A 14,473-nucleotide genomic window follows, 5' to 3' on the forward strand; every position below is an offset into this window, starting at 1 on the left:
CACCAACCCCTATGAACAATGTTCATGAACTTTGTTCATACTGATGGTAGGACAACCCCGCGTCAACCCCGCCCCGGCCCGCGGCCGCGTTGATCGCGGCGTCGCGCCCGGCCGCGCGGGCGGCGACGTCCGCCGCGTCGGTGACGCCGCCGGCGGTGATCCGCGCGCCGGCAGCCGCCTGCGCCTGCGCGAGACGTACTCCGACGCGCGCAGCCGGCACAGCGCACGGCACGGCCGGATCGAGAAGGTCCGGCTCAGGTACGTCTGGGTGACCCTCCACCTCGGCATCGCCCTGACCGGCCTCTCCCTCAGCCTGGCCATCCTGCTCGGCTGAGCGCACCGTTCCGGGCACGGCTCACCGCCGCGCCCGGAACGGTGCGCCGCAACGCCGATCGGCCGGCCCTCACAGGGCTCCGGACTTGATCCGCTCGATGAGCACGGCCAGGTCGGCACGGGCGAGCGTCAGGTGCCCGGCGGACGGCGCCTTGCTGTCCCGGACGCCGACCTCGCCGCCCAGGGCGGCGAGTTCCACGCAGTCGCCGCCGTTGTCACCACTGCGGGTGCTCTTGCGCCATACGGCGCCCTTCACGTCCATCGTTCCTCCATCACCTTGCGTATGAGGTCGCGTGACTGGTCCACGGGGAGCACTCGCGACCGGATCCTGTCGAAGGCATCCGAAAGAGCACGAATATCCTCGGTCTCCCCCATTGTCAGGCCGCGAGCGGCCGTCTCCACGTAGGCCACCTCGGTCCGGTCCTCCAGGGTGGCGATGGCGAAGGCCCCGAGCACTCCGCCGGGGTGGAGCGGACCGGTGAGGATCTGGACCGTCACCAGCTCCTGGGGCGCGGCCAGCAGGTGTTCGAGCTGAGCGCGCATGGTCTCCTTGCCGCCCACCTGGTGGTACAGCACGGTCTCGGCGAGGACGACGGTGAGGCGGGGCGGCTCCGGGTCCTTCCGGGTCAGGATCTCCGCCCGGCTCAGCCGGGCCTTGACCGCCTCCTCGTCGCCGCCCAGCAGGGCCCGTGCGTAATCCTCATGCTGGAGCAGGCCGGGCATCACCAGACACTGGTAGGTCTGGAGGTGTGTGGCCTGGCCTTCGATCGTGGGCCAGTCGAACCAGGTGGGGTAGGCGGCGTCCATGACCAGGTCGTCCCAGAGGGTGACCAGGATGCCGTTGGCGCCGAGCGCCTTGTCGAGGGTGACCGCCATCTCGCGGCGGCAGCGGGTCTTGCCCTGTTCGACCATGCCGATGTAGCTGCCGCTGACGGGCACCTTGGCGCCCGCCTGGTCCTGGGACAGCCCCGTGGACTCCCTGATGCGCTTGAGGGCGTTGCCGAACGCCCGCAGGGCCGGGGAGATCCGGTTCCGGTCGCGCTTGGGGGGCATGTGCGCATCCTCTCTCAAGCGGGCGCAACCGTCCACAAGTAATGGCTCGGTTCCCCGCAATTGCGGTCGTCGCTTCGTGTGCTTGCCGGCACACAGTGTCACCCTTAGTGGAAGATCAAATCAAAGGTTTCGCGCTGGAAATTCAGCGAATTGATGCATCAACGGAGGCGACATGACGACGACGGCCGAGAGCGCGGCACCCCCGCACTTCACCCAGCAATTTCTGGCATATAACGAAAATGTCCGCCTTGTCCGTTCCCTGATGGATCGGGCGGCGGACGCGTGGGGCCTGCCGGAGGACCTGCGCGACGCCGGGCGGCTGGCCCTGACCGAGCTCGCGAGCAACGCGGTCCGGACCTGCCCCGGGCGGCGGATCGACGCCCGGGTGGCCCTGTCCGGCGACGGCACCGTCACGGTCTCGGTGCGCGACCCCGACGCCTCCCGCATGCCGGAACCGACCTCGGCCGGGCCCGAGGACCTGCACGGCCGTGGCCTGGCCATCGTCGCCGCGCTGGCCTGCGGCCGGTACGGCTGGCACCCCCACCGGGACGGCGGCAAGGTCGTCTGGGCCGCGCTCGGCCCCCGCTGACCGCCGCCTGAGCCGTCCGAGAAGGAGACCGATGTCCGACTCGCCCGACCTGCTCACCCCCGCCGAGGTCGCCCGGATGTTCCGCGTCGACCTCAAAACCGTCGCCCGCTGGGCGACGGCGGGAAAACTGAACTGTGTCCGCACCCTCGGCGGCCACCGCCGTTACCATCGCGCGAAGGTCGAACGCTTTCTCCGCCCCCGGCATGAAAGCGACCAGGAATGAATCGACCGGCCTCCCCCCTCGGAGAAGCCGTCACTCAGACCATGCATCAATCCGCCGTTCTCGTACTCGCCGGAATCGCCATCGGAGTGCTCGGGACAATCATCGCCCGCGTGCTCGGAAAGTGGCTGCTCGGCCGGATCAGATGACCCGAATTCGACCCGCCGGACGAGCACGGCGGGGAACGTGGCGCCGCAGCGCCCGCCGCCCCAGGGCTTTCGGCGGTCATGGCCACAAAACCGGCCATCGGGTTCGGCATCACCGTGCCGTCCGGGCGTCTCACAGGTTCCGTAACGCCTCCGCGGTGAGCAGCGTGCTGGGGTGGTCGGGGCCTAGCACCCGCTCCTTGTCCCGGAGAACCTCGCGGAACAGGCGCCCGGCCCCGGCCGCGTCACCCTGCGCCGCCACCATCTGCGCCACCCCGTGCCGACTGTTCAGGGTGTCGGGATGATCAGGGCCGAGCACCCGCTCCCGGATGCGGAGGATCTCGCGGAACAGGCGCCCGGCCCCCGCCGCGTCACCCTGCTTGGCCACCATCCACGCCACCTCGTGCCGGGTGGTCAAGGTGTCCGGATGATCGGGGCCCAGCACCTCTTCCTCGGCGGCGAGGACTTCGCGGAACATGCGTTCGGCCCCGGCCGCGTCGCCCTGCTCGGCCACCATCCGCGCCACCTCGTACCGGGTGGCCAGGGTGTGGGAGTGGCCCGGGCCGTGCACCCGCTCCATGGCCGACAGGACTTCGCGGTACAGGCGTTCGGCCTCGGCCGCGTCACCTCGCTCCGCCACGGCCCGCGCCACCTCGTGCCGGGTGGCCAGGGTGTGGGGGTGGTCGGGGCCCAGCACCCGCTCGTCGTCCCGCAGGATCGCGCGGAACAGGCGCTCGGCCTCGGCCACGTCCCCCAGCCGGTAGTGCGCGCCCGCGTGCATGTGCCGCAGGTGGAGGACGTCGGGGTGATCGGAGCCCAGCCGGCCAGTATGCCGCAGGCCGGTCTCGGCCATGCTCAGCGCGGCCGGGTAGGACCCCGCCCACACCAGGGCCAGCGTGGCGTCCGCCGCGACCTGGGCCAGGGCCACCACAGCGACCTCGCCGACCTGCGAGCCCGCGGTACGCAGCAGTTCCTCCAGGTGCGGCAGCCACGCGGCCCACAGCGGCCAGTCTTCGGGGTCTGATGCTTGCAGCGCCCCGGTCGCCGCTTGCAGCGCCGCGACCGCCGTTCCGGCGGCGGCCGGCGTCTCCCCGGCGGCGGTGAGCCGGTGCCGGGTGATCTGGGCGACCAGCGGGTGCACCAGCACACCGCCGCGTCCCGGCGCGTCCTCCTGTGGGGCCAGTCCGGTCTGGATCAGCCCCACCGACAGCAACGCCGCCAGACCCGGTCCCACCCCGTCGGCGCCGAGGTCCCCGCACGCCCGGCCCAGCACCCGGTGGTCCAGGCCGCCGGACGGGATGGGCACCGCCCCCGCGAACCACGCCAGCGTCCCCAGCAGGCCGCGGGCCTGCGACACCCCGGCCCGCTCCAGTTGGGTCAGCGACAACTCCCAAGTGCGGGTCACCATCGCCCGGTCGGCACGCCCGTCCGCCGCCTCCAGCACGGCCGGGAACCGCTCCTCCAGCGCCCGCCGGTACCCGGTGAACGACGCGATGGCCGCGAAGGGGGAACCGAGTTGCGACCCGGCGTGGTGCAACGCCAGCGCCAGCCCGCCCAGCCGGCCGGCCAGGTCCTCGGCCTCGGCCCGGCCGCCCGCGCCGGGCGCCAGGTCCAGCAGCACGCTTCCCCCGTCGGCGGCCGAGAGCCACCCCACCGGATGCACCGCGCAGTGCCCGCCCCACCGCCGCGGGTCGCCGGTGCGGCTGGTCACCACCACCAGGCCCGCGTCCGACCCACGCACCCATCCGTTGCCGTCACCCGCCGGGCGGTCTCCCACCGCCAGTTCCGCCAGGTCGTCGGCGTTGTCCAGCACCAGCACCCACCCCGGCGAGTCCTCCAGCACCGGCCACAGCACGTCCGCCGGGTTCACCCGGCCCGCCCGGCCGGCCTCCACCAGACCGGCGTCGGCCCCCAGCACCTCCGCCAGCCCCAGCAGCGCCGCGGTCAGCGAGGAAGCGTCCACGGCGGGCACCCACCACACCCGTGCGCCCCGGTCCGCCGCCACCCGCGCCAGTTGCAACGCCACGGTCGACTTGCCCGTCCCGCCCAGCCCGGCCAGCACGTGTGCCCGGCCGTCCGGGGCCTCCGCCAGGGCGACCAGCCGTTCCAGCAGCACATCCCGGCCCCGCACCCGGCCGGGCAGCCGCCCCAGCGGAGGCCACAGCGCGCCCCGGCCGGACGGCCCACCGGCGGGTTCGACCGCCGGGGCCTGGATGGTGACCGTCATGTCCCGGCCGGCGGTGAACCCGTCCCGCCCGGCCGTGACCTCCTGGCGTGCCGTGTCCCCCGGTGTCCGGGCGCCGCCCGTACCCTCGTCCGCCGGCCGGCCCATCCGGCCCAGCCATACCGCCGCCATGAACGAGACCGCGCCTCCGGCGCCCCACAGCAGTTGGGCCCACCACGGGCCGGAAACCCGGTTCGTCGCCACCCCCGCGGCCACCGACGCCACTCCCGTGCCCGCCACGGCGAGCCGGCCCCACCACACACCACCACGCACGTCCCAACCCAACCCCAGGCCCCGCCCCCACCGGAAGCCCGAAGCCGGACATGACCGGCACCGGCCCGATGCCCCGGGTCGCTCGTCGCCGCGGGCAGCGGTGGTCAAGAGGCCGTGACCGGATTCGAACCGGTGTACACCGTGTTGCAGACGGTTCCCTGAGCCACTCGGGCACACGGCCGGGCAGGCGAGGGGGCACCGGCGTCCGCCAGTGGACGAACCCCCGGGTGGTGGGGTGGGCGGGGCTCGAACCCGCGACCGATGGATTATGAGTCCACTGCTCTGACCGGCTGAGCTACCACCCCGGGCGAGCGGTGTGCCGTGCGAGGTCCGGGGGGCTCGTCGGGCGCCATGATAGCGGCGCGTCGACTGGCGTATCCACTCGTTTGTAGTTCTCGTAGTATGCCCGGTTCGCTCTCCTCCCTCCGAGTGAGTGACTATCGGACGGCTCGTCGGTAGGGTCCGCCTATGCTGCCACCCCGTAGCCGGATGATCTCCCTCAGCCGGATGATGACCGCCCTCCTGCTGGCCGCCGGGCTGAGCGCGTGCTCCGGCGACTCCGGGCCGAAGCCCGACGGGCCCGCGGCGCTCCGCGACGCGGCCGCCGCGATGAAGGACCTGACCAGCATCGGTTTCACCATCGGCACCGAGGGGAATCCGCCGATCCAGATCAGCGGCGGGGACGTGAAGCTGCTGCGCAGCGGCGACGCCCAGGGCATGTTGAAGCTCCAGCAGGCCGGGAACGCGGTGGAGACCGACTTCGTGCTCATCGGCGACCTCGTCTACTTCAAGGGCCCGACCGGGGGGTACCAGAAGCTGCCCCGCGCCATGGTCACCTCCGTCTACGACCCCTCGGCCGTCCTCGATCCGCAGCGCGGCATCGTGAAGCTGCTGTCCTCGGCCACCGGGGTTCAGGGCGAGGCCACCGAGAAGGTCGGCGGCAAGGACGCCCACCGGGTGAAGGTGACGCTGCCGGCGGGCTCGGCGGCCACGCTGGTGCCGGGCATCACCAAGAACCTCTCCGGCCAGGTGTGGATCTCCACGACCGACAAGCGGCTGCTCAAGGTGCGGGCGGACATCCCCCAGGAGGCGGGCTCGGACGCCGGCTCCGTGCTGGTGACGTTCACCGAGTTCAACCAGAACTACAAGATCACCGCCCCGGCGTAGGTCGTGGTGGAGAGGAGAACCCGGCGCGTCGCGATCGGGGTCGGCGGTGCGGTGGTGCTGCTGGCCGCGCTGGACGCGTACGTCATCACCACCGTCCTGTTCGACATCGTCCGGGACCTGAACCTGGCGGTGAACCGGCTGGAGCGGGTCACCCCGGTGGTGACCGGCTTCCTGCTGGGCTACGTCGCGGCGATGCCGCTGCTCGGCCAGCTCTCCGACCGGTACGGCCGCCGGATGATGCTCCAGGCGTGCCTGCTGGCGTTCGCGGCGGGCTCGGCGCTGACCGCGTTCGCGCCGACGCTGACCCCGCTGATCGCCGGCCGGGTGGTGCAGGGCATCGCGGGCGGCGCGCTGCTGCCGATCACGATGGCGCTGGCCGGCGACCTGTGGCAGGAGTCCCGCCGGGCGGTGGTGCTGGGCGCGGTGGGCTCGGCGCAGGAGCTGGGCAGCGTGCTCGGCCCGCTGTACGGGGCGGGGGTCGCCGCGCTGGCCGACTGGCGGGCGATCTTCTGGATCAACCTTCCGCTGACCGCGCTGGCCATGGTCGCGGTGCACTTCACCGTCCCGGCCGGCCGGCCGGCGCACCAGGGCGGGCAGCGCCCCGGCATCGACGTGGTGGGCGGCGTGCTGCTGGCGATCGGGCTGGGGTTGCTGGTGGCGGGCCTGCACAACCCGGAGCCGGAGCGCGCGCCGCTGCCGCCCTGGGGTCCGGTGACGCTCGCCGCGGGCGTGGCCGTGCTGGTGGCCTTCGTCGGCTGGGAGGTGCGGGCACGGACCCGGCTGCTGGACCTGTCCGGGGTGCGGCGCGGCCCGCTGTTCGCCACGCTCGCGGTCAGCCTGCTGTCGGGTGCGGCCCTGATGGTCACGCTGGTGGACGTCCAGCTCGTGGCGCAGCTCCAGTTGGGCGAGGACACGCTGGGCGGTGCGCTGCTGCTGTCGCGGTTCCTGGTGGCGCTGCCGGTGGCGGCCGTGCTGGGCGGCATGCTCGCCCGCCGGTTCGGCGACCGGACGCCGATGGCGGCGGGGATGGCGGTCGCGGCGGTGGGTTACCTGCTCATCGCGGGCTGGCCCGCGGACCTGGCCGCGGCCTCCTACGGCCCGCTCCCCCGGATGGACGTGGACCTGGCCGTCACCGGGATCGGGCTGGGGCTGGTGATCGCCCCGGTCTCGGCGGCGGTGCTGCAGGTGGTGCCGGCCGCCCGGCACGGGGTCGCCTCGGCGGCCGTGGTGGTGGCCCGGATGATGGGCATGCTGCTGGGCCTCGCGGCGCTGTCGAGCTGGGGCTTCTACCGGTTCCAGTCGCTGACCGCGGATCTGCAGACGCCGCTGCCGTTCGGGGTCCCCCCGGAGGAGTACACGCGCCGTATGGCCGTCTACACCGAGGCGGTCAACGCCGCGCTGCGGACGGAGTACCGCGAGATCTTCCTCATCACGGCGGTGCTGTGCGTGCTGGGGGCGGTGGCGGCGCTGGCGGTCCGCTCCGTCCCCGCTCCGGTGCCGGAAGCGGAGCCCGCTCCGGCGGAATGAGTGGGCGTTCACCGGGAACGTCCCGATGACATGCCCGACGCGGCATTCGGAAGGGAGCCGGTGCGCAGATGGAACGCATGAACAGCCTGGACGCCGGGTTCTTCTTCGCCGAGACCGAGAACCACCCGCTGCACATCGCGTCGGTGACCGTGTTCGAGGGCCCCGCCCCGACCTACGGCGACCTGATCCGGCTGGTGCTGTCCAAGCTCGGCCAGGTCCCCCGGTACCGGCAGCGCGTCCGGACGGTCCCGCTGAACCTGGGCCGGCCGGTGTGGGTGGACGACCCGCACTTCCAGATCCGCTACCACGTCCGGCACACGGCCGTGCCCCGCCCGGGCGGCCCCGACCAGTTGCGCAACCTGGCGGGCCGGGTGCTGTCGCAGCGGCTCGACCCGGACCGCCCGCTGTGGGAGATCTGGCTGGTGGAGGGTCTGGCGGGCGACGGCCGCTGGGCCATGATCACCAAGGTCCATCACTGCGTGGTGGACGGCATCGGCGGGGTGGACCTGCTCACCGCGCTGTTCGACCTGGACCCCGGTGCCGAGCCGCCCGCGGCACCGGCGGAGCTGCCGCCCGCCGAGCCCGCCCCGTCCGGTGCGGCGCTGCTGGCCGGGGCGGCGACCGAGCCGTTGCGGCAGCTCGCCGGGCTGCCCGGCGCGGCCCGCGCGGTGCTCGACGGCCGGGCGCTGCGCACCTTCGGGTTGGGCCTGCCGCGGGCGATCGGCCGGCTGGTCCGTCCCGCGTCGAGCTCGCTCAACGGCCCGGTCGGCCCGCACCGGCGCTGGCTGTGGGCGCGGGCCGAACTCGCGGAGATCAAACGGGTGCGCACCGCGCTCGGCGGCACCGTCAACGACGTCGTGCTGGCCGCGGTGACCGGGGGTTTCCGCGAACTGCTGGCGATGCGCGGCGAGCTCTCCCCCACGACGGTGGTGCGGGCGCTCGTCCCCGTGTCGGTGCGGACCCTCGCGGAGGGCGGCGCCCTGGCCAACCGGGTCTCCGGGGTGCTGGTGAACCTGCCTGCCGGGGAGGAGGACCCTGCCCGGCGGCTCTTCCTGCTGCGCGCCCAGATGAACGGCATCAAGCGCACCCACGAAGCCGTCGGCGGCGAGGCCCTGGTCCGGCTGGCCGGATTCGCGCCGACGCTGCTGGCGCTGGGTTCCCGGGCCGCGCTGAGCCAGAGCCAGCCGCTGATCCAGACGGTGGTGACCAACGTGCCCGGCCCGCAGTTCCCGCTGTACGTGCTGGGCCGCCGGATGGTGGAGCTCTACCCCTACGTGCCGCTGGCCATGGGCATCCGCGTCGCCGTGGCCGTCTTCTCCTACGAGGGGACGCTCCACTTCGGGCTGACCGGCGACTTCGACGGCATGCCCGACCTGGACGTGCTCGCCACCGGGATCGAGACGGGTTTCGACGAGCTCCGTACCGCCGCCAAGCACGGCCCGGTGGGCCCTGTCCAGACCCCGGCTGGGCAGTCTGCTGACGACTCATTGCCGTGAGTTTGTCTCCAGCCCGTGATATCTCCGCATCCCTGGAAATAACGCTCAAATAGGGATCAAATTGGGTATCACCGGTCCCGACCGGTGCGGGTCCGGTGTTCGCCACATGGTCGGCGAAGCGGGCCTGGGAGGATGCGATGAAACGGGCAGACGGGTGTGCGGTGCCGGGCCGGCTCGGCCGCGCCCGGCGGCGCCTGGGATTCGATCGGAACACGCTGCGGCGACGGGTCGACCGGGTGCAGTGGACTGTGGCGATCGTGCTGGTAACGATCTTCCTGGCGGTGGGACCCCTCATCGCCACCCTGGTGGCGGGCGGCGTGTACTCCGACGGGGTCCGCACCGAACGCGCCGAGAAACAGGCCAGGCAGCAGGTCGTGGCGACGGTGCTGGGCCCCGGCGAGGTCAGCGGCTCGGACCAGTACGTCCACCAGACCGTCCAGGCCCGCTGGCAGGTGGCCGGCGAGCCCCGCACCGGCTCGATCCCCGCCTGGAGCGGAGCCAAGGCCGGCGACACGCGGCGCATCTGGGTCAACGACCGCGGCGACCCCACCCTGCGCCCGCGCCCGCACTCCCGGACGGTCGCCGACACCGCCTACACGGCGATCGGCGTCCTCCTGGCCACCGGGCTCCCGCCCCTGGTCCTCTACGGCCTGGTCCGCCACCGCTGCGACCGCTACCGCTACGCCCGCTGGGCCGCGGAATGGGCGGAAATCTCCACCCGCCGCATCCCCTGACCCCCCGGGGCCGGCGCCCGTTCTCACGCCTACCACCCCGCCTGACGGCGAAGGACGAGACAGGTGCCGATGCGAAGCGAGGCGGTCCGGGAGCGGCGCCCGCGCCGTCTGGACTGAGGAGCGGTGAAGATCGTGAGGTACGAGCGATCTTCACCGCGACGAGGGAAGACGGCGCGCCGAAGGCGCCGCGACAAGCGCGAGGAACGAGCGCCAAGCAAACACAGCCAAGCAAACAACGGCCCCGCCACCGGGCGCGGGAGCGGGGCCGAAGCTCAGGGGGTGATCCTTTCTCGGGTCAGTGGGGGGTCGCCTTCTCGGCGCCGACGCCGGTCAGGGAGCGGACCTCGATCTCGGCGTACTTCTGCGCGTTGTGCTCCTTGCTCAGCACGGTGCCGAGCCAGCCGCACAGGAACCCGAACGGGATCGACACGATGCCCGGGTTCTCCAGCGGGAACCAGGAGAAGTCCACGTCGGTGAACAGCGCCTTCTCCGTCCCGGAGACCACCGGGGAGAAGATCACCAGGAGGACCGCCGAGCCGAGCCCGCCGTAGATCGCGGCCACCGCTCCGGCGGTGTTGAACCGCTTCCAGAACAGGCTGTAGAGGATCGCGGGCAGGTTACCGGAGGCGGCCACCGCGAACGCCAGGGCGACGAGGAAGGCCACGTTCAGCCGTTGCGCGAAGATGCCCAGCACGATCGCCACCGCGCCGATCACGAACGCGGAGATGCGGGCGACCCGGATCTCCTCCCGCTCGGTCGCCTGGCCGCGCTTGATGACGTGCGCGTACAGGTCGTGGGCGAACGACGAGGAGGAGGCGAGGGTGAGCCCGGCGACCACCGCGAGGATCGTGGCGAACGCCACCGCGGCGATGATCGCCAGCAGGATCGTGCCGCCCACGTCCCCGAAGATCAGCTCGCCGACCCGCTGGGCGAGCTGGGGTGCTGCGGTGTTGCCGGCCGGGTTGGCCTCGGCGATCTCCGCGGAGCCGACCAGCGCCGCCGCGCCGAAGCCGAGCACCAGGGTGAGCAGGTAGAAGGTGCCGATGATGCCGATCCCCCACAGCACCGACTTGCGGGCGTCCCGGGCGGTCGGCACGGTGTAGAAGCGGATCAGGATGTGCGGCAGGCCGGCGGTGCCCAGCACCAGCGCCAGGCCGAGGCTGATCAGGTCGAGCTTGCCCGCCAGGCCCTGGGCCTCGGTGGCGTACCGCAGCCCGGGCTCCAGGAACTGGCCGCCCTTGCCGCTCTGCTCGGCGGCGTCGCGCAGCAGCGTCGACAGGTTGAAGCCGAACTTGGCGAGCACCAGCACGGTGACCAGGGTCGCGCCGCCCATGAGCAGCACGGCCTTGACGATCTGCACCCAGGTGGTGCCCTTCATCCCGCCGACCACCACGTAGACGATCATCAGGACGCCGACGAGGACGATCGTGGCGGCCTTGGCGAAGTCGCTGGTGAAGCCGAACAGCAGGGCCACCAGGGCGCCCGCACCGACCATCTGGGCGAGCAGGTAGAAGATCGAGACGGTGATGGTGGAGACGCCGGCGGCGGTCCGGACCGGCCGGGGGCTCATCCGGAAGGCCAGCACGTCGGCCATCGTGTACTTGCCGGAGTTCCGCATCAGCTCCGCGACCAGCAGCAGCGCCACCAGCCACGCGACCAGGAAGCCGATGGAGTAGAGGAACCCGTCGTACCCGTACAGCGCGATCAGGCCGGCGATGCCCAGGAAGGACGCCGCCGACATGTAGTCGCCGCCGATCGCCATCCCGTTCTGCACGCCGGAGAACGACCGGCCGCCGGCGTAGAAGTCGGCGGCGTCGCGGGTGTTCCGGCTGGCCCAGACCGTGATGACGAGGGTTCCCGCCACGAAGAGCAGGAACAGGATGATGGCGAGTGCCTCATGATCCATGGGAGGCCTCCTCCAGTTCGGAGCGGAGCTTCGCGGCGAGCGGGTCGGTCTTGTTGTCGGCGTGCCGCGAGTACAGCCAGGCGATCAGGAACGTGGAGACGAACTGCAGCAGGCCGAAGACCAGCGCGACGTTGATGGAGCCGACCAGTTCGGTCCCCATGAAGTCGCGGGCCCAGCCGGACAGCACCACGTACAGCAGGTACCAGCCGAGGAAGGCCGCGGTCATCGGGAAAGCGAAGCGGCGGAACCTGCGGCGCAGTTCCTGGAAGTCCTCGCCGGCCTGGACGGTCGCGTACACCTCCCCGGGCAGGGCGTCGGCCCGGGCGGGCGCCGCCCCCGGGTCGTCATCTTTTTGCAGGCTCACCGGTGGATCCTCCTCGGCTGTGACGGGGGTCACCACACGGTAGAAACAGACGAACGCCCCGTGGAGGGGCACCGCGCCCGGCTGCGGCGAGCGGGCGGCGACCCGCGGCGACCGCCGCGCCGGGCGCGACGAACGGTCAATCCGCCGCGACGAACGGACGGTCAGACCCGCCGGGGCCGCCAGGTGCCGCGATCGACGGCCAACGTCTCGGGGGTGTGCAGCCGCACCATCACCCGGCTCACCCCCGCCGGCACCCCACCCGGGGTAAGCAGCGACACGCCGATCATGACCGCGAACGCCGCCGGCACCGTCCACGCCGCGGGCTGCCCGAGCATCGCCCCGGCCAGACCGGCGGGCGGGCCAGCCGCGATCGTCCAGACCACCGCCATACCGGCCAGGCCGCCCCCGGTGACCAGCCCGGCCACCGCACCCGCCACCGACAGCCGCCGCCACCAGATGCCCAGCACCAGCAGCGGGCAGAACGACGAGGCCGCCACGGCGAACGCCAGCCCCACCACGTCCGCCACCGGCAGCGCCCGGGCCGCGCTGGCCAGCGCCAACCCCAGCGGCACCGACAGCGCCAACAGCGTCGCCACCCGGAACGACCGCACCCCGCCGCGCAGGATGTCCTGGCCGAGCACCCCCGCCACCGACACCGCCAGACCCGAGGAGGTAGACAGGAACGCCGCCACCGCCCCGCCGGTCACCAGCGCGCTCAGCAGATCCCCCACCGCCCCGCCGACCAGCCGGCCCGGCAGGGTCAGCACCACCGCGTCGGTCTGCCCGGTCATCAGCAACTCAGGGGTGTAGAGCCGGCCCAGCGCCCCGTACAGCGCGGGCAGCAGGTAGAACGCGCCGAGCAGGGCCAGCACGAGCACCGTGGTACGGCGGGCGGCCCGCCCGTCCGGGTTGGTGTAGAAGCGGACCAGGACGTGCGGCAGGCCCATCGTGCCCAGGAACGTGGCCAGGATCAGCGAGTAGGTCGCGTACAGCGAGTGGTCCCGGCCGGCCAGCGGCAACGCCCACTGCCCGCCGGTACGGACCGGCAGCCCCGCGGCGTGCGGGACCGCCGCGCCCGCCGGGAACGTCACCACCGTGTCGCGGGCCAGCACGTGCGCGCCCCGGTCCAGCGGCACCGCGGCCCGCGCGTACACCCTGCCGTCCACCCGCCCATCCACCGTCACCACGACCGGCCGCTCCACCCGCACGGTCACATCCGTGCCGACGGTCACCACGGTCCGCTCCGGGAACACCGGCGGGGCGTCCCCGGACGTGCCCGGCGCGCCGTCGAACCGCCACGCCAACACCAGGAACACCACCGGCACGGCCAGCGCCGTCAGCTTCAGCCAGTACTGGAACGCCTGCACCAGGGTGATGCTGCGCATCCCCCCGGACAGCACGTTGATCGCCACCACCACGGCGACCAGCACCGCCCCCGCCCACGACGGCGCGCCCGCCACCGTGCCCAGCACCAGCCCCGCGCTCTGGAACTGCGGCGTCAGATACAGCCAGCCGATCAGCACCACCAGGACGCTGGTGGTCCGCCGCACCGCCATCGACTCCAACCGGGCCTCGGCGAAGTCCGGCAGCGTGTACGCGCCCGACCGGCGCAGCGGAGCCGAGATCAGCACCAGCAGCACCAGGTAGCCGCCGGTCCAACCCACCGGCAACCACAGCATGTCCGCGCCGTACGCCAGGATCAGGCCCGCGACACCCAGGAACGACGCCGCCGACAGATACTCCCCACCGATCGCCGAGGCATTGCGCAACGGCGAGACGGTCCGCGACGCCACATAGAAATCCGACGTCGTCCGGGAGAACCGCAACCCGAACGTGCCGATCAACACCGTCGCCACCACGACCAGCGCGACCGCCACCGCCCCATGCGCGGTGCTCAACGCCCTCGCCCGACCCCGGTCACCGGGCGCGGTCCACCAGGTCGGCGAAATCGCGCTCGTTGCGCTCGGCCTGGCGGACGTACCACCAGCCGGTGACCACGAACGCCGGGTAGACCAGCCCCGCCAGCAGCAGCCACGCCACCGGGAGGCCCAGCAACCGCGCCTCCCGCACCCCCGGCAGCACCAGGAACAGCAGGGGCAGCCCGCCGATCACACAACCCAGCGCCCCGCACACCCGCAGCGCCAGCCGGAGCTGGGCCCGGATCAGCGAGCGCATGTACGCCTCGCCCAGGCCGGTCTGCTCGTCGATCTCCTGCGTCACCGGGCGCCGCGGGCGCCGCGGCGCCCGCATCCGGGGGCTGGTGATAAGAATGCGTGCTTGCTTGGCGCTCGTTCCTCGCGCTTGTCCGGTGTTTGCTTGGCTCGCTTCGCTCGCTTGTCGCGGCGCCTTCGGCGCGCCGTCTTCCCTCGTCGCGGTGAAGATCGCTCGTTCCTCACGATCTTCACCGCTCCTCAGTCCAGACGGCGCGGGCGCCGCTCCCT

The 14,473-nt window shown here is 72.7% G+C and carries 14 protein-coding genes and 2 tRNA genes; 7 read left to right on the top strand and 9 right to left on the bottom strand.

The annotated features are described in order from the left end of the window. Positions 1-43 precede the first annotated feature (43 nt). Entirely contained in the window at positions 44-334 is a 291-nt protein-coding gene (locus DPM19_RS35390) for a hypothetical protein (RefSeq protein WP_158566851.1), read from the top strand. A 69-nt stretch (positions 335-403) separates the two neighbouring features. Here DPM19_RS35390 and DPM19_RS22330 read toward each other — a convergent pair whose 3' ends face one another. Both DPM19_RS22330 and DPM19_RS22335 read right to left on the bottom strand, forming a co-directional pair. Further along, entirely contained in the window at positions 404-595 is a 192-nt protein-coding gene (locus tag DPM19_RS22330; protein WP_111869914.1) for a DUF397 domain-containing protein, read from the bottom strand. Further along, positions 586-1,386, bottom strand: coding sequence for a helix-turn-helix domain-containing protein (locus tag DPM19_RS22335; RefSeq protein ID WP_111869915.1), 801 nt, complete (start codon positions 1,384-1,386; stop codon positions 586-588). The genes DPM19_RS22330 and DPM19_RS22335 overlap by 10 nt, the downstream gene beginning before the upstream one ends. A gap of 172 nt (positions 1,387-1,558) precedes the next feature. Here DPM19_RS22335 and DPM19_RS22340 point away from each other — a divergent pair, with 172 nt between their 5' ends. Both DPM19_RS22340 and DPM19_RS22345 read left to right on the top strand, forming a co-directional pair. Beyond that, positions 1,559-1,975: an ATP-binding protein gene (locus tag DPM19_RS22340; protein ID WP_111869916.1), complete on the top strand. Its 417-nt coding sequence runs from the start codon at positions 1,559-1,561 to the stop codon at positions 1,973-1,975. 31 nt (positions 1,976-2,006) lie between these two features. Then, positions 2,007-2,198 (top strand): BldC family transcriptional regulator, encoded by a 192-nt coding sequence (locus DPM19_RS22345; RefSeq protein WP_111869917.1) that lies wholly within the window; start codon positions 2,007-2,009, stop codon positions 2,196-2,198. 276 nt (positions 2,199-2,474) lie between these two features. Here DPM19_RS22345 and DPM19_RS22350 read toward each other — a convergent pair whose 3' ends face one another. The 3 genes from DPM19_RS22350 to DPM19_RS22360 form a co-directional block, all read right to left on the bottom strand. Next, complete coding sequence (locus DPM19_RS22350; protein ID WP_146778947.1) at positions 2,475-4,838, bottom strand: tetratricopeptide repeat protein; 2,364 nt, start codon at positions 4,836-4,838, stop codon at positions 2,475-2,477. 109 nt (positions 4,839-4,947) lie between these two features. Beyond that, positions 4,948-5,019 (bottom strand) — tRNA-Cys (locus DPM19_RS22355). A gap of 47 nt (positions 5,020-5,066) precedes the next feature. After that, positions 5,067-5,143, bottom strand: a tRNA-Ile gene (locus tag DPM19_RS22360). A gap of 163 nt (positions 5,144-5,306) precedes the next feature. Between DPM19_RS22360 and DPM19_RS22365 the strand changes: the two genes are divergently transcribed. The 4 genes from DPM19_RS22365 (at position 5,307) to DPM19_RS22380 (ending at position 9,762) form a co-directional block, all read left to right on the top strand. Next, entirely contained in the window at positions 5,307-6,005 is a 699-nt protein-coding gene (locus DPM19_RS22365) for an LppX_LprAFG lipoprotein (protein ID WP_233510637.1), read from the top strand. Positions 6,006-6,008: 3 nt separating this feature from the next. Beyond that, the gene (locus DPM19_RS22370) at positions 6,009-7,532 is read left to right on the top strand and encodes an MFS transporter (RefSeq protein ID WP_233510638.1); all 1,524 of its coding nucleotides are present in this window, start codon (positions 6,009-6,011) and stop codon (positions 7,530-7,532) included. Between the two features lie 68 nt (positions 7,533-7,600). After that, entirely contained in the window at positions 7,601-9,028 is a 1,428-nt protein-coding gene (locus DPM19_RS22375; protein WP_111869919.1) for a WS/DGAT/MGAT family O-acyltransferase, read from the top strand. Positions 9,029-9,165: 137 nt separating this feature from the next. Next, on the top strand, positions 9,166-9,762 hold the full coding sequence (locus DPM19_RS22380; RefSeq protein ID WP_146778948.1) for an Rv1733c family protein: 597 nt from the start codon (positions 9,166-9,168) through the stop codon (positions 9,760-9,762). Positions 9,763-10,057: 295 nt separating this feature from the next. On the opposite strand, the gene DPM19_RS22385 is transcribed toward DPM19_RS22380, so the two are convergent. The 4 genes from DPM19_RS22385 to DPM19_RS22400 all read right to left on the bottom strand — a co-directional run bounded on the left by DPM19_RS22385 (position 10,058) and on the right by DPM19_RS22400 (position 14,252). Further along, the gene (locus tag DPM19_RS22385) at positions 10,058-11,668 is read right to left on the bottom strand and encodes a solute symporter family protein (protein WP_111869921.1); all 1,611 of its coding nucleotides are present in this window, start codon (positions 11,666-11,668) and stop codon (positions 10,058-10,060) included. Beyond that, positions 11,658-12,026, bottom strand: coding sequence for a DUF485 domain-containing protein (locus tag DPM19_RS22390; RefSeq protein ID WP_407642569.1), 369 nt, complete (start codon positions 12,024-12,026; stop codon positions 11,658-11,660). Before DPM19_RS22390 ends, DPM19_RS22385 begins: the two co-directional genes overlap by 11 nt. 167 nt (positions 12,027-12,193) lie before the next feature. Next, positions 12,194-13,930: a sodium/solute symporter gene (locus tag DPM19_RS22395; protein WP_111869922.1), complete on the bottom strand. Its 1,737-nt coding sequence runs from the start codon at positions 13,928-13,930 to the stop codon at positions 12,194-12,196. 19 nt (positions 13,931-13,949) lie between these two features. After that, a complete protein-coding gene (locus DPM19_RS22400; RefSeq protein WP_199485218.1) occupies positions 13,950-14,252 on the bottom strand; it encodes a hypothetical protein in 303 nt (100 codons plus the stop codon). Positions 14,253-14,473: the final 221 nt, after the last annotated feature.

Origin of the sequence: Actinomadura craniellae (assembly GCF_003289645.1) — a bacterium.
Taxonomy (GTDB): domain Bacteria; phylum Actinomycetota; class Actinomycetes; order Streptosporangiales; family Streptosporangiaceae; genus Actinomadura_D; species Actinomadura_D craniellae.